Annotated in this window: 15 protein-coding genes; 8 read left to right on the top strand and 7 right to left on the bottom strand. The window is 74.5% G+C overall.

Annotated features, from left to right (window positions below):
* Positions 1-12: 12 nt before the first annotated feature.
* The 5 genes from CLT75_RS09690 to CLT75_RS09670 are packed head-to-tail and all read right to left on the bottom strand — an operon-like array spanning position 13 to position 6,783.
* Positions 13-1,179 carry a Gfo/Idh/MocA family protein gene (locus CLT75_RS09690; protein WP_135240488.1) on the bottom strand — a complete coding sequence of 389 codons (1,167 nt, stop codon included), beginning with the start codon at positions 1,177-1,179 and terminating at the stop codon, positions 13-15.
* A 52-nt stretch (positions 1,180-1,231) separates the two neighbouring features.
* The gene (locus CLT75_RS09685) at positions 1,232-2,716 is read right to left on the bottom strand and encodes a mannitol dehydrogenase family protein (RefSeq protein ID WP_135240487.1); all 1,485 of its coding nucleotides are present in this window, start codon (positions 2,714-2,716) and stop codon (positions 1,232-1,234) included.
* Positions 2,707-4,008 carry an enolase C-terminal domain-like protein gene (locus CLT75_RS09680; protein WP_135240486.1) on the bottom strand — a complete coding sequence of 434 codons (1,302 nt, stop codon included), beginning with the start codon at positions 4,006-4,008 and terminating at the stop codon, positions 2,707-2,709. Before CLT75_RS09680 ends, CLT75_RS09685 begins: the two co-directional genes overlap by 10 nt.
* Complete coding sequence (gene uxaC, locus CLT75_RS09675; protein ID WP_135240485.1) at positions 4,005-5,438, bottom strand: glucuronate isomerase; 1,434 nt, start codon at positions 5,436-5,438, stop codon at positions 4,005-4,007. The genes CLT75_RS09680 and uxaC overlap by 4 nt, the downstream gene beginning before the upstream one ends.
* Positions 5,439-5,454: 16 nt before the next feature.
* Complete coding sequence (locus CLT75_RS09670; RefSeq protein ID WP_135240484.1) at positions 5,455-6,783, bottom strand: Gfo/Idh/MocA family protein; 1,329 nt, start codon at positions 6,781-6,783, stop codon at positions 5,455-5,457.
* Between the two features lie 241 nt (positions 6,784-7,024).
* On the opposite strand from CLT75_RS09670, the gene CLT75_RS09665 reads away from it, so the two are divergent.
* The 8 genes from CLT75_RS09665 to CLT75_RS09630 all read left to right on the top strand — a co-directional run bounded on the left by CLT75_RS09665 (position 7,025) and on the right by CLT75_RS09630 (position 14,556).
* On the top strand, positions 7,025-8,071 hold the full coding sequence (locus CLT75_RS09665; RefSeq protein WP_135240483.1) for a LacI family DNA-binding transcriptional regulator: 1,047 nt from the start codon (positions 7,025-7,027) through the stop codon (positions 8,069-8,071).
* 97 nt (positions 8,072-8,168) lie between these two features.
* Positions 8,169-9,512, top strand: coding sequence for an extracellular solute-binding protein (locus CLT75_RS09660; protein ID WP_135240482.1), 1,344 nt, complete (start codon positions 8,169-8,171; stop codon positions 9,510-9,512).
* Positions 9,513-9,533: 21 nt separating this feature from the next.
* On the top strand, positions 9,534-10,514 hold the full coding sequence (locus CLT75_RS09655; protein ID WP_135240481.1) for a carbohydrate ABC transporter permease: 981 nt from the start codon (positions 9,534-9,536) through the stop codon (positions 10,512-10,514).
* The gene (locus CLT75_RS09650; RefSeq protein ID WP_135240480.1) at positions 10,511-11,380 is read left to right on the top strand and encodes a carbohydrate ABC transporter permease; all 870 of its coding nucleotides are present in this window, start codon (positions 10,511-10,513) and stop codon (positions 11,378-11,380) included. Before CLT75_RS09655 ends, CLT75_RS09650 begins: the two co-directional genes overlap by 4 nt.
* Positions 11,377-12,024 carry a hypothetical protein gene (locus tag CLT75_RS09645; RefSeq protein WP_135240479.1) on the top strand — a complete coding sequence of 216 codons (648 nt, stop codon included), beginning with the start codon at positions 11,377-11,379 and terminating at the stop codon, positions 12,022-12,024. Before CLT75_RS09650 ends, CLT75_RS09645 begins: the two co-directional genes overlap by 4 nt.
* Positions 12,021-12,917 (top strand): DUF6807 domain-containing protein, encoded by an 897-nt coding sequence (locus tag CLT75_RS09640; RefSeq protein ID WP_135240478.1) that lies wholly within the window; start codon positions 12,021-12,023, stop codon positions 12,915-12,917. The genes CLT75_RS09645 and CLT75_RS09640 overlap by 4 nt, the downstream gene beginning before the upstream one ends.
* 65 nt (positions 12,918-12,982) lie before the next feature.
* A complete protein-coding gene (locus CLT75_RS09635; protein WP_486485108.1) occupies positions 12,983-13,945 on the top strand; it encodes a sugar kinase in 963 nt (320 codons plus the stop codon).
* On the top strand, positions 13,942-14,556 hold the full coding sequence (locus tag CLT75_RS09630) for a bifunctional 4-hydroxy-2-oxoglutarate aldolase/2-dehydro-3-deoxy-phosphogluconate aldolase (RefSeq protein WP_135240476.1): 615 nt from the start codon (positions 13,942-13,944) through the stop codon (positions 14,554-14,556). The genes CLT75_RS09635 and CLT75_RS09630 overlap by 4 nt, the downstream gene beginning before the upstream one ends.
* Here CLT75_RS09630 and CLT75_RS09625 read toward each other — a convergent pair.
* Both CLT75_RS09625 and CLT75_RS09620 read right to left on the bottom strand, forming a co-directional pair.
* Positions 14,549-15,313, bottom strand: coding sequence for a hypothetical protein (locus tag CLT75_RS09625; RefSeq protein WP_135240475.1), 765 nt, complete (start codon positions 15,311-15,313; stop codon positions 14,549-14,551). The two genes, CLT75_RS09630 and CLT75_RS09625, sit on opposite strands and share 8 nt — an antisense overlap.
* Before the next feature lie 18 nt (positions 15,314-15,331).
* The gene (locus CLT75_RS09620; RefSeq protein ID WP_135240474.1) at positions 15,332-15,808 is read right to left on the bottom strand and encodes a hypothetical protein; all 477 of its coding nucleotides are present in this window, start codon (positions 15,806-15,808) and stop codon (positions 15,332-15,334) included.
* Between the last annotated feature and the right edge of the window lie 27 nt (positions 15,809-15,835).

Below are 15,835 nucleotides of genomic sequence, written 5' to 3'. Positions count from 1 at the left end.
TCTCGGGGACATTCACTGCGCGGGCAGGTCCACCACGTACGGCGGGACCGCCCACGGCACGCCCGCCTCGGACGGCAGCGCGCCGGTTTCCGCGGCGGCCCGCAGCACCGCGCCGACGCCCCGCACCATCCGCACCCGCTGCAGGCCGTCGCCCGCCTCGCGCACCAGGTCCCCGTCGAGCAGCGCCGGGACGGGTGCGTCCCGCAGCGCGTCCAGCACCGCGGTGAACGGCTCGGTACGCGCCAGCGGCGCGATCAGCGGCGTGCCGTCCGCGCGGTGGTCGAGCAGGTTCGCCAGCAGCCCCCGGCGGCCGGGCACCGGGCGGAGCGCGTCGTCGCCGGGTAGCCGCAGCCGGTCGGTCGGGTACTCCAGCACCGCCCGCCCTCGCTCGCCGGTGACGAGCACCTCCCCGGGGACGTGCTGCTCGGCGGCGAGGGTGAGCGCGGCCAGCACCGGCGGCCCGGCGTGCGGGGTCAGCCGCAGCACGGTCGTGTCGTCCACCTCGATCGGGCGGACCCGGTAGCGCTCCACCTCGATCCGGGCCGGCCGCACCGGCGCGCCGGTGACCGATTCGGCGACGGCGAGGCACTGCATGAGCGCGTGCGCGAGCGGGTTCGCCAGCGCGCCGTCCAGCGCCGGGCGGCCGTCGACCGACCGCCGCCCCGCCCAGGGGGAGCGGGCGTAGTAGGCGTCCGGGCGTTGCCAGGCGGCGAGCGTGGCGATGCCGGTGACCGGGCCGACCCGCCCGAGCGCGCCGGTCAGCTCGGTGAGCGCGGGCGAACCGAGCGCCTGGAAGTTGACCTGCACGGCCCGGCCGGCGGCGGTCGCGGCGTCGGCGAGCGTCCGGTGCTCGGCGAGGTCGAGCACCGGCGGCTTCTCCAGCAGCAGGTCCGCCCCGGCGGCGAGCACGTCGAGCGCGATCGGCAGGTGGGTGTGCGGCGGCGTGCAGACCACCACCACGTCGGGCCGGGAGTCGGCGAGCATCGTCCGGTGGTCGGTGAGGACGGCCGCCTCCGGTGGGACCGGCGCGTCCGGTTCGGCCTCCAGCGGGCGTACGTCGACCAGCGCGACAAGGCGCGCCCGCCCGGCCGCGTGCAGCTCCGCGATGGCCCGGCGGTGCCAGCGGCCGTGCCCGTTCGCCCCGATCAGCGCCACCCGCGGCGGCCCGCCGGCGCTCACCGGCGGCCCCCGCCCGGTCGCCGCCCGCCGGGCGTCCCCGGCCCGCCGCCGGTCACCGGGCGTCCGCCAGCGTGGCCCGGACGCCGTGGCGTTCCAGCGCGGTGAGCCAGCCGGTCACGTCGGCGCGGAACTCCTCGTCGGCGGCCAGGCCGGCGGGGAACACCTCGCGCAGCGCGAAGACCGCGTCCACCACCCCGGCCGGGGTGTGCGCTCCGGCGGCCAGCGCGGCGCGCAGCCGGTCGGCGAGCGGGTCGTCCAGCGGCAGCGGCCGGCCGTCGTCGGCGTACCCGAGCAGGAACCGCAGCCAGGCGGCCACCACGAGCGCGCTCCACCGCGCCGACCGGCCGGCGGCCCGCAGGTCGGCGACGGTGTGCAGCACCCGCTGCGGCAGCTTCTGCGAGCCGTCCATGGCGACCTGCGTCGTGCGGTACCGGATCGCCGGGTTGCCGAAACGGGCGAGTACCTGCTCGCCGTAGTCGGCCACGTCGGCGCCGGGCGGCGGGGTGAAGCTCGGCGCGATCTCCTCGGCGAGCAGCCGCCGCAGCACCGCGTCCAGGTGCGGCAGCGTCAGCGCCTCGGCCACCGTCTCCGCGCCGGCGAGCGCACCGAGGTACGCGGTGGCGGAGTGCACGCCGTTGAGTGCCCGCAGTTTCAGCCGCTCCCACGGGCCGGCGTCGCCGGTGAGGATCGCGCCGGAGCGTTCCCAGGCCGGACGGCCGCCGGGGAAGTCGTCCTCGATCACCCACTGCGACCACGGTTCGGCGGCGACCGCCGCCAGGTCGGTCACGCCCAGCGCCCGCCGCGCGGTGTCCCGCGTGGCGTCGGTGCTGGCCGGCACGATCCGGTCCACCATGGTGCCGGGGCAGGTCACCGCCGCCAGCACCCGTTCGGCGCTCGCGTCCGGCACCCGGGCCAGCGCGAGGCACTGCTCGACCAGCCCGCGTAGCCGCCGCCCGTTCGCGGGCAGGTTGTCGCAGCTCACCAGCGCGATCGGCCCGGCGTCGGCGGCGGCGCGGGCGAGCAGCCCGCGGACCAGCAGGCCCGGCACGGTACGCGGGGGACGGCCGGTGGTGAGGTCGGCGGTCAGGTCCGCGTCCACAGTCAGCGCGGCGGTCACCGGATCAAGCCGGTACGCCTTCTCGGTCACCGTCAGCGTGACCACCCGGATCGCCGGGTCGGCGAGCAGGCCGGCCACCGCGTCCGGGTCGCTCGCGGCGTGCCGTACCCCGGCGAGCGCGCCGACCACCCGGGTGGCCGCGTCGTCGGCGGCGAGCGTGGTGACGCTGAACAGGCAGTCCTGCGAGGCGAGGGCGTCGACCACGTCGGTGCTGCGCGGCGCGACGCCGATGATGCCCCAGTCGCCGCCGGCCGCGCCGACCGCCGCCTCGGTGTGCACGGCCTGGTGGGCGCGGTGGAACGCGCCGAGGCCGAGGTGGACGATGCCGGCCGGTACGGTGCCGGGGCGCAGCAGCGGCCGGGACTCCGGCGGCAGGTGGCGCAGCGTGGCCAGGCCGAGCCGGTCGGGGGTCAGCGCCATGCCGGGCCGTCCGGGAAGCGGAACCGCGCGATCGACTCCGGACGCATGGTGGCGCTGTAGCCGGGCGCGGTGGGCAGCAGGTAGCGCCCGCCCCGGGTGCGGACCGGGTCGGTGAAGTGTTCGTGCAGGTGGTCGACGTACTCGACCATGCGGCCGTCGAGGCTCGTGCCGACTCGCAGGTGGTCGAAGATCGCGAGGTGCTGCACGTACTCGCACAGGCCGACGCCGCCGGCGTGCGGGCACACCGGCACGCCGAACTTCGCCGCCAGCAGCAGTTCGGCGAGCACCTCGTCCACGCCGCCGACCCGGCAGGCGTCGATCTGCATCACGCCGATCGCCTCGGCCTGGAGCAACTGTTTGAAGATCACCTTGTTGGCGGCGACCTCGCCGGTGGCGACCCGGCAGCGCCCGTCGGTCAGCTCGGTGACCGCGCGGGCGATCCGGGCGTGCCCGAGCACGTCGTCGGCGTGCGTGGGCTCCTCGATCCAGTACGGGTCGACCTCGGCGAGCACGCCCATCGCGGCGATCGCCTCGTCCACGTCCCACACCTGGTTGGCGTCCATCATGAGCAGCGCGTCCGGGCCGATCTCGGCCCGGATGATCCGGGCCCGTCGCAGGTCGTCCTCGATCCGCCCGCCGACCTTCATCTTCATCGCGCGCCACCCCTGCGCGTACGCGTCGCGGGTCAGCGCGCGCACCTGCTCGTCCGGGTAGCCGAGCCAGCCCACCGACGTGGTGTACGAGGGGAACCCGTCGCGCTCCAGCGCGGCGAGCCGGTCGGCCAGGCCGTCGCGTCCCTTGTCGAGGATGGCCGCCGCCTCGTCGGGGGTGAGCGCGTCGGTGATGTGGTGGAAGTCGATCGTCGCGACCAGCTCGTCGGTGGGCGCCTCGGCGAGGAACCGCCACATCGGCTTGCCGGCGAGCTTGGCGCGCAGGTCCCACACCGCGTTGACGAGCGCGCCGGTGGCCATGTGGATCACGCCCTTCTCCGGGCCGAGCCAGCGCAGTTGCACGTCCGCGGCCAGGGAGCGCCAGAACGCCACCGGCTCGGCGGCGATCTCGGCGACGGTGCGTCCCCGCACGTGATGGGCGAGCGCGCGGACCGCCGCGCAGGTGATCTCGTTGCCCCGGCCGTTGGTGAACGTGAACCCGGTGCCGGTCGGCCCGCCGTCGGTGGTCAGCTCCACGTACGTGGCCGAGTAGTCGCCCCTGTTTATCGCGTCCGAGCCGTCGCCGCTGGCGGCGGTGGGGAAGCGCACGTCGTGCACCTCGACGTCGACGATTGTGGTCATGCGGGCCCACCTCCGAACTTGAAGACCTGCTTCGGCAGCCGGTACGCCAGGTCGACGATGGTCTCGGCGGCCTCGTCCCCGGTCAGCCGGTGTTCGGCGACGAGGCGGGCGAGGAAGCCGGCGTCGACCCGGCGGGCCACGTCGTGGCGTACCGGGATGGAACAGAACGCGCGGGTGTCGTCGACGAACCCGGCGGTGTTGTAGAAGCCGGCGGTCTCGGTGACCGCCTCCCGGAACCGGCGCAGCACCTCGGGGGAGTCCAGGAACCACCAGGGCGCGCCGAGGCGCAGCGCCGCGTACCCGCCGGCGAGCGGCGCGAGTTCCCTGGTGAACGTGTCCTCGTCGAGCGTGTAGAGCACCACTGTGAGCCGGGGGTCGTTGCCGTGCGCGTCGAGCAGCGGCGCGAGGCCGTGCACGTACTCGGTGGCCTGCGGCACGTCGCCGCCCACGTCGCGGCCGTGCCGGGCGTGCAGCCAGCGGTTGTGGTTGCGCACAGCGCCCGGGTGCAGCTGCATCACCAGGCCGTCGTCGAGCGACATCCGGGCGAACTCCAGCAGCATGTGCGCCCGGAACGCCTCGGCGTCGGCGGCGTCGGCCAGACCGCGCCGGCCCTTGTCGTACAGCGCCGCGGCCTGCGCCGGTCCGAGATCGAGGGTACGGGCGGTGGGGTGCCCGTGGTCGGACGAGGTGGCCCCGGCGGCGGCGAACGCCTCCCGCCGTGCCCGCAACGCGGCCAGGTATCCGGCGTACGTGCCGGTGTCCTCGCCGGAGACCTCGGCGAGCCGGTCCACGTTCGCGGCCCAGTTCTCGAACTCCATGTCCACCACGTCGTCGGGGCGGAACGTGGTGACCACCCGGCCGCCCGGCCCGCCCCAGCCGTCGGCGGCGAGCTTGGCGTGCCGGCCCAGGTCGTCCAGCGGCGACTCGGTGGTGGCGAGCACCTCGATGCCGAAGCGTTCGAACAGCGCCCGGGGCCGGAAGCCCGGCTCGGCCAGGCGCGCGGCGAGCGCGTCGTAGACGGCGTCGGCGGTGGCCGGGCTCAGCGGCGTGTCGACGCCGAACACGTGCCGGAACGTCTGCTCCAGCCACAGCCGCGACGGGGTGCCGCGGAACAGGTGCCAGTGCGCGGCGAAGCGCCGCCAGATGGTCCGCCCGTCGGTCTCCACCGGGCTGCCGTCGACGCTCGGCACGCCCAGGTCGGCGGGAGGTACGCCCTGGCTGAGCAGCATCCGGGTCAGGTAGTGGTCGGGCACGATGAGCAGCCGGGCCGGGTCGGGGAACGGCTGGTCCTCGGCCAGCAGCCCGGGGTCGACGTGCCCGTGCGGGGAGATGAGCGGCTGCTCGGCGGCGAGCGCGTACAGCTCGCGGGCCAGGGCGCGCAGCCCGGGCTCGGCGGGCAGCAGCAGGTCGCCGCGGGGGATGATCGGCACAGCGAGGGCTCCTCGGTCAGGGCAGGGTGAGCAGGTCGGCGACCCGGACGGGCGCGCCGGTCTCCAGCGAGCGGTTGGCGGCCAGGCCGGTGAGCAGGGCGAGCGCGCCGTCGCGGGCGGTGGCGGCCCGGCCGAGCGGGTCGGGTTCGCCGCCGAGCAGCACCCGGGTCATCCGGGCGTCCGCGCCGCCGTGCCCGCGCCGGGTCCAGCCCTCGACCGGGATCTCCTGCGGCGGCGCCCAGAACGGGCGCAGCGTGAGCCGGGCCGCGCCCTGCTCGACGGCGGCCTCGTCGCCGTGCAGCGCCGCGCCCTTGAGGGCACCGGCGACGGACGGGCTGACGTGGTCGCTCTCGGTCACCTCCAGCTCGAGGCGGCCCCGGCTGCCGTTGACCATGACCCGGTAGCCCTCCCAGGGGGCGTACGCGGTGAGGTGGTAGGTCATCGTCGCGCCGGTGTCGTAGCGGGCCAGCACCGCCAGGTCGTCCTCGATGGTCACGCCGGGGGCGAACACGTTGCGGTCGCGGTGGTAGCCGTCCTCGGCCTCGGCGTCGAGGTACAGCTCGCGCAGCCTCGGGTGGTCGGCCAGGCGCAGCGCGAACGGGTCGCCGTCGGCGGCGGGGGAGCCGTGCGCCCGGTCGTAGTCGCGGGCGTAGCCGTGCCGGCGGCCGTCCGCGCCGTAGAAGAACAGCCGGCCGTACGCGTGCACCTCGACCGGGCGGGCGTCCAGCCACCAGTTGACCAGGTCGAAGTGGTGGCCGGACTTGTGCACGAGCAGGCCGCCGGAGACGGACTTGTCGCGGTGCCAGCGGCGGAAGTAGTCGGCGCCGTGGCGCACGTCGAGCAGCCACTCGAAGTGCACCGACCCGATCTCGCCCACCGCGCCGTCGGCGAGCAGCCGCCGGAACTGCTCGTGCAGCGGGTTGTAGCGGTAGTTGAACGCGACGGTGACGCGCCGGCCGGTCTCGGCGACCGCGTCCAGGATGCGGCGGCACCGTGCCGCGTCGACGGTCATCGGCTTCTCCACGACCACGTCACAGCCGGCCCGCAGCGCCGCCGTCACGTACTCGTCGTGGGTGGCGTCGACGCTGGTCACCAGCACCACGTCGACCCGTTCCTTCGCGAGCATGGCGGGAAAGTCGGCGGCGGCGTACGTGGGCACCGGCGGGTGGCCCAGCTCGGCCAGCCAGCGGTTGTGGGCGTCCATCCGGGTCTGGTTGACGTCGGCGAGCGCTACCAGCTCGGCGGTGTCGGCGTGGTCGAGCGCGAGGGCACGGACGAACATCTCGGCGCGTGCCCCGGCACCCACCAGGGCGTGGCGGACCCGTTCCCGGGCCGGTGGTGACATGACGTCGGCCTCCCCGCCAGTCGGCTGCAAAGGTTTGCAGCCGAAGAAACCATGACGATGGATGCATCGTCAACGGTTGCCGCCCAAGCCGTCCTATCCATCCGCATTGATGGGCATTCATGCACGTGGCGGGAACGCCGGCGCAATCGAGCCGCAACAATGGACCGTTGACACGGGCGCAACCGTTTGCATTAATGGGCGGCACCCGTGACGCCCACCACATCGGACGAGGGAGCCCGCCGTGCCAGCCACCATCCGGGACGTCGCCCGCGCCTCCGGTGTGCACATCTCCACCGTGTCCCGGACGTTCTCGGCCCCGCACCTGGTCAACCCGGAGACCCGGGTCCGGGTGCTGGCCTGCGCGGAGGACCTCGGCTACCGGCCCAACCGGGCCGCCCGGGCCCTCATCACCGGCCGTACGCACAACATCGGCCTGATCGTGGCCGACATCGCCAACCCGTTCTTCCCGCCGCTGATCAAGGCGGCGGAGGGGCAGGCCCGGCACCGCGACTACCACGTGTTCGTGGCCGACACCAACGAGGACCCGGTCGCCGAGGAGGACCTGGTCCACGCCCTGGCCAAGCAGGTCGACGGCGTGCTGCTGTGCAGCCCTCGGATGAGCAACAGCCTGATCGAGCAGGTCAGCCGCGAGGTCCCGGTGGTGGTGATAAACCGCCAGGTCGCCGGCCTGCCCTGCGTGATGATGGACGTCGGGCAGGGCGCCCGGGCCGCGATCGAGCACCTGCTCGGGCTCGGCCACCGCCGGATCGCGCTGCTCGGCGGCCCGCGCGGCTCCTGGACCGCCCGGGAGATGCGCCGCGCCGCGACCGCCGCCGCCCGGGGCGGGGGAGCGGACCTGACCATTCTCGGACCCAACCAGCCCACCGAGACCGGCGGCGGCGCCCTGGCCGAACAGGTACGCCGCAGCGGCGTCACCGCCGTGCTCGCCTACAACGACCTGATGGCGATCGGCCTGATCGAAGGGCTGGACGCGATCGGGGCGCGGGTGCCGCACGACGTGAGCGTCGTCGGCGTCGACGACATCGCGCTGAGCCGGCTCACCCGCCCCAAGTTGACGACGGTGGCCACGCCGACCGCGGCCGCCGGCCGGACGGCCGTCGACATGCTGCTGCAACTCGACTCCGACGCGCCACGCGGCGCCCGGGGCCGGGGCGCGGCGGCCGGCGACCGTCGCACCACCGCACAGGTAATGCTCCAGACCGAACTGGTCGTCCGCGACTCGACCGGGCCCGTCCCCGCGCCCGGCCGGGACGGCACCGGGGCCTGAGCAGGTGGCCCGGGCCCGCACAGCACTGCGGACCCGGGCGGCCCGTGGACGGCCGCCGGTGACGTCGTCGCCTCCCACAGCCGAGGAGTGAGCGCAGATGCACCCCGCAACGTCCCCCACCGCCGGCGTACCCGCCGGGCGGGATCACCGTACCCCCCTGACTCGACGCCGACTCGTGCGCGGCCTGGCCGCCGTCGCGCTCGCCGTGCCGCTCGCCCTGGGCGCGGCCGGCTGCGGCGACGACTCCGCCGGCGGCGACGGCGGCCCGGTCAAACTCTCCGCCTTCTGGTGGGGCGGCGAGGCCCGGGCCAAGCTCACCGAGGACGCCCTGGCCCTCTACACCAAGAAGCACCCCGAGGTGACGTTCGAGAAGACCTGGCAGGCCAACCAGGGCTACTTCGACAAGCTCGCCACGCTGACCGCCGGCGGCAACCCGCCGGACCTGTTCCAGATCGACGACAACTACCTGGCCGAGTACGCCGGCCGCAGCACCACGCTCGACCTGAGCAGCTACCGCGACTCCGGCAAGCTCGACGTGTCGAAGTTCCCCAAGAGCCTGCTGGAGTACGGCGTGGTCGACGGCAAGCTCGCCGGGGTGGCCGCCGGGGAGAACACCCAGGGGCTGGTCTACAACAAGACGCTGCTGACCAAGAACGGGCTGCCCGAGCCGACCACCGGGATGACCTGGGAGGAGCACATCGCCTGGGCCGAGCAGGTGGCGAAGAAGACGAAGGTGCCCGGCACCCAGGACCCGAGCGCCGACTACAAGGCGCTCTGGGTGTGGCTGCGCCAGCAGGGCAAGGACCTGTACAAGGGCAAGGAACTCGGCTTCACCGCCGAGGACGTGACGAAGTGGTTCGAGCTGTGGAAGGGCGCGCGGGACCGGGGCGCCACCCCGACGCCGGACGTCATCCACGAGGGCAACTCCAGCGACATCACGAAGCAACTGGTGGTCACCGGCAAGTCGGCCACCTCCTGGGTCTGGGTCAACCAGATGCCGGACCTGAAGAAGAACACCAAGGACGAGCTGGGCGTGGTCGCGTACCCGGGTGATCCGAGCGCCCAGTGGGCGCGGGCCTCGATGTACTGGTCGGTGTTCAAGGGCAGCAAGCACAAGGACGTCGCCGTCGACGTGATCAACTTCCTGAACAACGACCCGGAGGCGGTGGCGCTGCTCGGCACCGACCGTGGTCTGCCGTCGAACATGGATCTGCGCGCCAAGGTCAGCGAAACCGCCACCGACCCGGCCATGAAGCAGTCCATCCAGGTCGAGTCCGACCTGGCGCAGAAGTTCGGCGCCTCGCCCCAGGTCCCGATCAAGGGGCACAGCAAGGTCAAGTCCGAGCTGGTCAAGGCCGCCGAGAACGCCCAGTACGGTCGCGCCACCCCGGCCCAGGCGGCGGAGCAGTTCGTCGCCGCCTGCACGTCCGCGATCGCCTGACCCCACGAAAGGACCGGTCCCGTGGCTCTCACCACGGCGCCCGGCCGGACCCCGCGCACCGGACCGGCCGGCCCTCGCCCCACGCGGCGTCGGGCCGGCCGGGCCCGGCTCGGCGAGGGCCTGGCGGGGTACGTCTTCCTCTCGCCCTGGCTCATCGGACTGATGGGCGTCACGGCGATCCCCATGGTGCTCTCGCTCTGGCTGAGCTTCACCGACTACGACATCCTCACCCCGCTGTCCGAGGTGCGGTGGGTGGGGCTGGCCAACTACGAGCGGATGTTCACCGCCGACCCGTCGTACTGGCACGCGGTGCGGGTCACGCTGACGTTCGCGCTGATCGCGGTGCCGCTGAAGCTGGCCGCCGCGCTCGGCGTGGCGCTGCTGCTCAACCGGGCCTGGCGCGGCGTCGGGCTGTTCCGCGGCCTGTTCTACCTGCCGTCGCTGCTCGGCGGCAGCGTCGCGCTGGCCATCGTCTGGGTCAACATGTTCAACCGGGACGGCGCGTTCAACTCGTTCCTCGCCCTGTTCGGCGTCGAAGGGCTGCCCTGGGTCAGCGACCCGGACTGGGCGCTGGAGACGCTGATGGTGCTGGCGATCTGGCAGTTCGGCGCGCCGATGGTGATCTTCCTGGCCGGGCTCAAGCAGGTGCCCACCGAGCTGTACGAGGCGGCGGCCGTGGACGGCGCCGGGGCGTGGCGGCGCTTCCGCGCGGTCACGCTGCCCATGCTCTCCCCGGTGATCTTCTTCAACCTGGTGCTGGAGACCATCAACGGCTTCCAGGGCTTCACCGCCGCGTTCGTGCTCAGCAACGGCACCGGCGGCCCGGTCGACTCCACATTGATGTACACGCTGAAGCTCTACATCTCCGGCTTCACCGACCTGGAGATGGGCTACGCGTCGGCGATGGCGTGGGTGTTCCTGCTGGCGATCGGCGTGGTCACCGCCGTCTTCTTCAGCACCGGCCGGTTCTGGGTGCACTACTCGGACGGAGACGACTCATGACCGCGCTCACTGTCGCGCGCCGCCGGCCGGGCAGCGGCCGGAACGTCCTGCGGCTGGTCGTGCTCGTGGCGATCGTCGCGGTGGTGCTCTACCCGCTGTTCTGGATGCTCGGCACCTCGGTCAAGTCGCAGGCCGAGATCGTCAACAACGTCGGCCTGCTGCCGGAACGGTTCACCCCCGGCAACTACCTCGACGGCTGGACCAACTTCGACATCAGCTTCGGCCGCTTCTTCCTCAACAGCGCGATGGTCAGCGGCCTCACCGTCGTCGGCAACGCGCTGTCCTGCCTGCTCGCCGCGTACGCCCTGGGCCGGCTGCGGTTCCGGCTGCGCAAGCTCTGGTTCACCGTCATGATCGGCACGCTGCTGCTACCCGGGCACGTGCTGATCGTGCCGCAGTACATCCTGTTCCGCAGCCTCGGCCTGGTCGGCGGCGACTGGCCGTACCTGCCGCTGCTGGTGCCGCAGTTCCTGGCCACCGAGGCGTTCTTCGTCTTCCTCATGGTGCAGTTCATGCGCGGCATCCCGCGCGAGCTGGACGAGGCGGCCACCATCGACGGCGCGTCCCCGTACGGCGTGTTCCGGCACGTCATCCTGCCGCTGAGCCGCCCGGCGCTGGTCACCACCGCGATCTTCTCGTTCATCTGGACCTGGAACGACTTCTTCCGGCAACTGGTGTTCCTGTCCAGCCTGGAGGACTACACGGTCCCGGTGGCGCTGACCCTGTTCATCGACTCGACGAGCCAGAGCGCTGTCGGCCCGATGTTCGCCATGTCGGTGCTGTCCCTGCTGCCGGTGTTCCTGTTCTTCCTGGCCTTCCAGCGGATGCTCGTCGAGGGCATCAACACCAGCGGACTGAAGGGATGACCGCCGTGCCTGCCTCCACCGACGTACCCGTTCACCCCGACACCGTGCCGGCCCGTGCCGACTGGCGGGACACGCTGCGCGAGGCGACCGACCTGGCGCTGCTCGGCTTCGCCGTGGCGCTCGCCGCGCTGCCGGTGCTCACGCTCGCCCCGGCGGTCGCCACCGCCAGTGCCGCGCTGCACGACAGGTCGGTCACCGGCGCCTGGCCCGACGCGCGGACCAGCCTGACCCGGTTCGGCCGCGCGCTGCCCGCCGGGTCGGCGGTGAGCGCCGTCGCCCTGGCCGCCGCCGCGCTGCTCGCCGCCGACCTGCTCGCGCTCACCACCGGCCAGGTACCCGGCGGCGGGCCCGCGCTCGCGCTCACCGCCGTCGTGGTGGCGGTCCTGCTCGGGTACGCGGGTCTTGTCGCCGTGGCGGTCGGACGCACCGGCGGCCGGGGCTGGCGGGCCGCCGCCCGCCGGGTGGCGCGTTCCTGCCCGGAGCGTCCCGGCGTGTGGGCCGCCGCCTCCGGCGTCTGCGCGCTCGCCGTGGTGCTGGGCGTGCTGGTCACGCCGGTGGCGGTGCCGATCCTCGGCGGGTACGCGCTCGCGGCGCTGCACGCGCTGGACGCCCGCCGTCCGGTCCCCGCCCCGGAGCCGTCGTGACCGCCGAACCCCGTTCCGCCGCCGCCGAGTCGAGCCCGGCCGGGACCGACGCCGAACCCCGGCTGGTCGTGGGCGGTGTCGAGGTGGCCCGGTACCTGGTCCGGCCCGACCTGGACCCGCGTCACGGCCCTCGGCCCTACCTGCATCCGGTGCGGACCCGGGCCGGCACTCCGGTGACCGACGCGCTGCCGGCCGACCACGTCTGGCACCTCGGCGCATCGCTGGCCGTGCAGGACGTGGACGGCGTCAACCTGTGGGGTGGCCGGACGTACGTGCGCGGCACCGGCTACACCTGGCGCGACGACCACGGCGTCATCGCGCACACCGGCTGGCGGGAGCGGGCCGCCGACCGGCTCGATCACGACCTGGAGTGGCGGGACCGGCACGGCCGGGTGCTGCTGCGCGAGCACCGGCGGATCACCGCCGCCCCCGCCGGTGAGGACGCCTGGTGGCTGGACCTGTCCGCCACGCTCACCTCCGCCACCGGCGCCGACGTGCACCTGGGCAGCCCGGCCACGAACGGCCGCCCGGGCGGCGCCGGGTACGGCGGCTTCTTCTGGCGGGCCGTGGCCGACGGGGAACCCCGGGTCCGCACCGCCGACGCCATCGGTGAGGGCGACGTGAACGGCTCGGCCGCGCCCTGGCTGGCGCTGTCCGCCACCGCGCCCGGAGGTGGCGCGTACACGCTGGTGTTCACCGGTCTGGGGCCGGGCGACAGGTGGTTCGTACGCACCGCGATGTACCCGGGCGTCTGCGCCGCGTACGCGTTCGACAGCCCGGCGGTGGTCGCGGCCGGGCGGCCCCGGCACAACCGGCACCGGGTGCTCGTCGCCGACGGCCACCTCGACCCGGCCGACATCGCGGCCCGGCTGGACGCGGCGGTCATCCGGTGAGCGGGCCGGTCGGTGCCGCGGTCGCGGACGGAGGCGGCGCCGGGAGCGGGCCGGAGGTGGTGTGCGTGGGCGAGACGATGGTGGTGCTCGCCCCCGCTGACGGCGGGTCGCTGGAGGACGCCGCGCGGCTGACTGTCGGCGTCGGCGGCGCCGAGTCCAACGTGGCGGCCGGGCTGGCCCGGCTCGGGCACCGCGCGGCGTGGATCAGCCGGGTCGGCGACGACCCGTTCGGCCGGCGGGTGGTGGCCGAGGTCGCCGCCGCGGGCGTGGACGTCTCGCTGGTCGCCGTCGACAGGGACGCGCCGACCGGCCTCTACCTGAAGGATCCGGGGCCGGACGGCACCCGCGTGCACTACCACCGCGCCGGGTCGGCGGCGAGTCGTCTCGGCGCGCCGGACCTCGGGCGGCCGGGCCTGGCCGGGGCGCGCCTGCTGCACCTGTCCGGGATCACCGCCGCGCTCTCCGGCACCTGCCGTGACCTGCTCGTGTCAGCGCTGGACGGGCGGGCGCTGCCGGGCGCGCGGGTCAGCTTCGACGTGAACCACCGCCCGGCGCTCTGGCCCGCCGACCGGGCCGGACCGGTGCTGCGTGACCTGGCCGACCGTGCCGACGTGGTGCTGGTCGGGCTGGACGAGGCGGCAGTGCTCTGGTCGGCGGGGGACGCGGCGGCGGTCCATGCGCTGTTGCCGGGCCCGGAGCTGGTGGTGGTCAAGGACGGGCCGGTCGGCGCGACGGCGCTGCCGCGTACCGGGCCGGCGGTGTTCGTGCCGGCGCTGCCGGTGGACGTGGTGGAACCGGTCGGCGCGGGGGACGCGTTCGCCGCCGGGTTCCTCTCCGGACTGCTGCGCGACCTCGACCTGTGCGCCTGCCTGCGGCTGGGGCACCTGACCGCCGCGCCGGTGCTGGCCGTGCCGGGTGACTCCGCGCCGCCACCGGACCCGGAGACGATCGCGGGGGCGCTGGCACTGCCGGACGAGGCGTGGCCCGAGCAGGCGGGAGCGCGGGTCAGGGGAGGGAGCGGGAGATGAGCGGGCACGACTTCGACGCCCTGTTCGGCGGCGCGCGGGTGATGGTGATCCTGCGCGACCTGCCGTCCGGGGAGACGGTCCGGCTGGCGGAACTCGCGTGGGATCTCGGCATCGACGTGGTGGAGGTGCCCATCCGTACCCCGGAAGCGGTGCCGGCGCTGCGCGCCGCCGTGACGGCCGGAAGGCGGCGGGACCGGATCGTGGGCGCGGGCACGGTGCGTACCCCGGCGCAGGTCCACGACGCGGTGGCCGCCGGGGCGGCGTTCACCGTGGCCCCCGGCCTGGACCTGGCCGTCGCCGACGCGGCGGCCGGTCTCGGCGTGCCGCACCTGCCCGGCGTGGCCACCCCGACCGAGGCGCAGCGGGCGCTCGACCACGGCCTGATGTGGCTCAAGGCGTTCCCGGCGGTCAGCCTCGGCCCGGCCTGGTTCCGGGCGGTGGCCGGGCCGCTGCCGGAGGCCCGGTTCGTCGCCACCGGCGGCGTCGACGCCGGCAACGCGGGTGACTTCCTCGCCGCCGGGGCGCGCGTGGTGGCCGTCGGGTCGGCGCTGACCGACCCCGAGCAGCTGCCCCGCCTGGCCACGCTCGCCGCCGGCGGCGCGGTCACGTGACGGTACGGCCGGACGTGGTGGCGGTGGTCCGGATCGCCTTCACGATCGCCGGGATCGACCCGATCAGCAGCACCAGCGCCCAGATCAGCGCCACCACCGCGAACACCACGGCGCCCAGGTCGTCGAGGATGCTGACCAGGATCACCGGCACCAGGCCGTGCAGGAACTGCAGCACCACAGTGCACAGCAGCGTGGTCAGCGCCAGCGCGACGAGGCCCTTGTTGCGCAGGAACCGGGGCTGGGCGGCGAGCAGCAGCCCGGCCCAGACCAGTTTGAGCAGCAGCGCCAGCCCGAGCAGCACCGCCGCGTCGTCGACCGGGAAGAACCCCCACACCGCGAGGTACGCCAGCGTGCCGAACGGCGGGGCCAGGAACAGCGAGACCATCACCGTCAGCTCGACGAACGCGACGATCAGCAGGACCAGCGACACCAGCAGCAGCACGATCGAGAAGACCAGCGTCGCCACGCCCTGTACCCGGCCCTGCATCCGGTCCGGCAGCACCAGGCTCAGGCAGAACAGCCCGGTCGTCCAGAGCGCCACCACGTCGATCAGCGCCAGATAGCCGATGCCCCGGCCGGACGGCTCGGACACCGCGCCGACGTCGCCCAGCTCGACGCCGAGCCGGCCGGCGCTGTCCCGCAGCGCGCCGCTCGCGTCCCCGCCGCCGGTCAGTGCCGTCGCGCCCAGCTCCACGCCGACCACGAGCGCCACCGCGAGCAGGGCCAGCAGCAGGAACGGCTTACGCAACTCACCCATGCCGCGTCTCCGTCCCGGTCAGGACCGGACCAGCGTGACCGAACATCCGCCACCTCCCGGACAGCGCAGGAGCACCTCGGTCTCCCGGTCCACCGCGACCTTCGCCACCGCCGGGCCGTCCGCGTCGGGCGCGACCTCGTCGGTGACTGTCACGTCCGCGTCGCCGGGTGCGCGGGCCGTCACCTCGAACGGCGTCGTCCCGCGCAGCACCAGCGTGCGCAACGCGCCCGGGTCGGCCACCCGCAGCCGGCACACCGCCCCGAACGCGAGCGCCACCCCGTCGGCGGTGGTGGCCGGTTCGGCGGCCGGCGGCAGGCACGTCACCGCCACCGTCGCCGGGTCCACCGTCCCGGACCCGCGTCCCAGCCGGGCCAGCGCGCCCGGCCCGGCCGCCGGGTCGCCCGGGTCGTCGGGGCGCCCGGCGACCGCCACCACGTACAGCGCCACCAGCAGCACGGCCACCGCCACCAGCAGCACCTTCTGCTTCGTGCTCACGGTGCCGTCTCGGTTCGCGACTGCGGG

Source organism: Micromonospora sp. CNZ285, from assembly GCF_004637285.1.
Note: the sequence above shows the minus strand (reverse complement) of the source record. Positions and strands in the feature narration are given on the sequence as shown.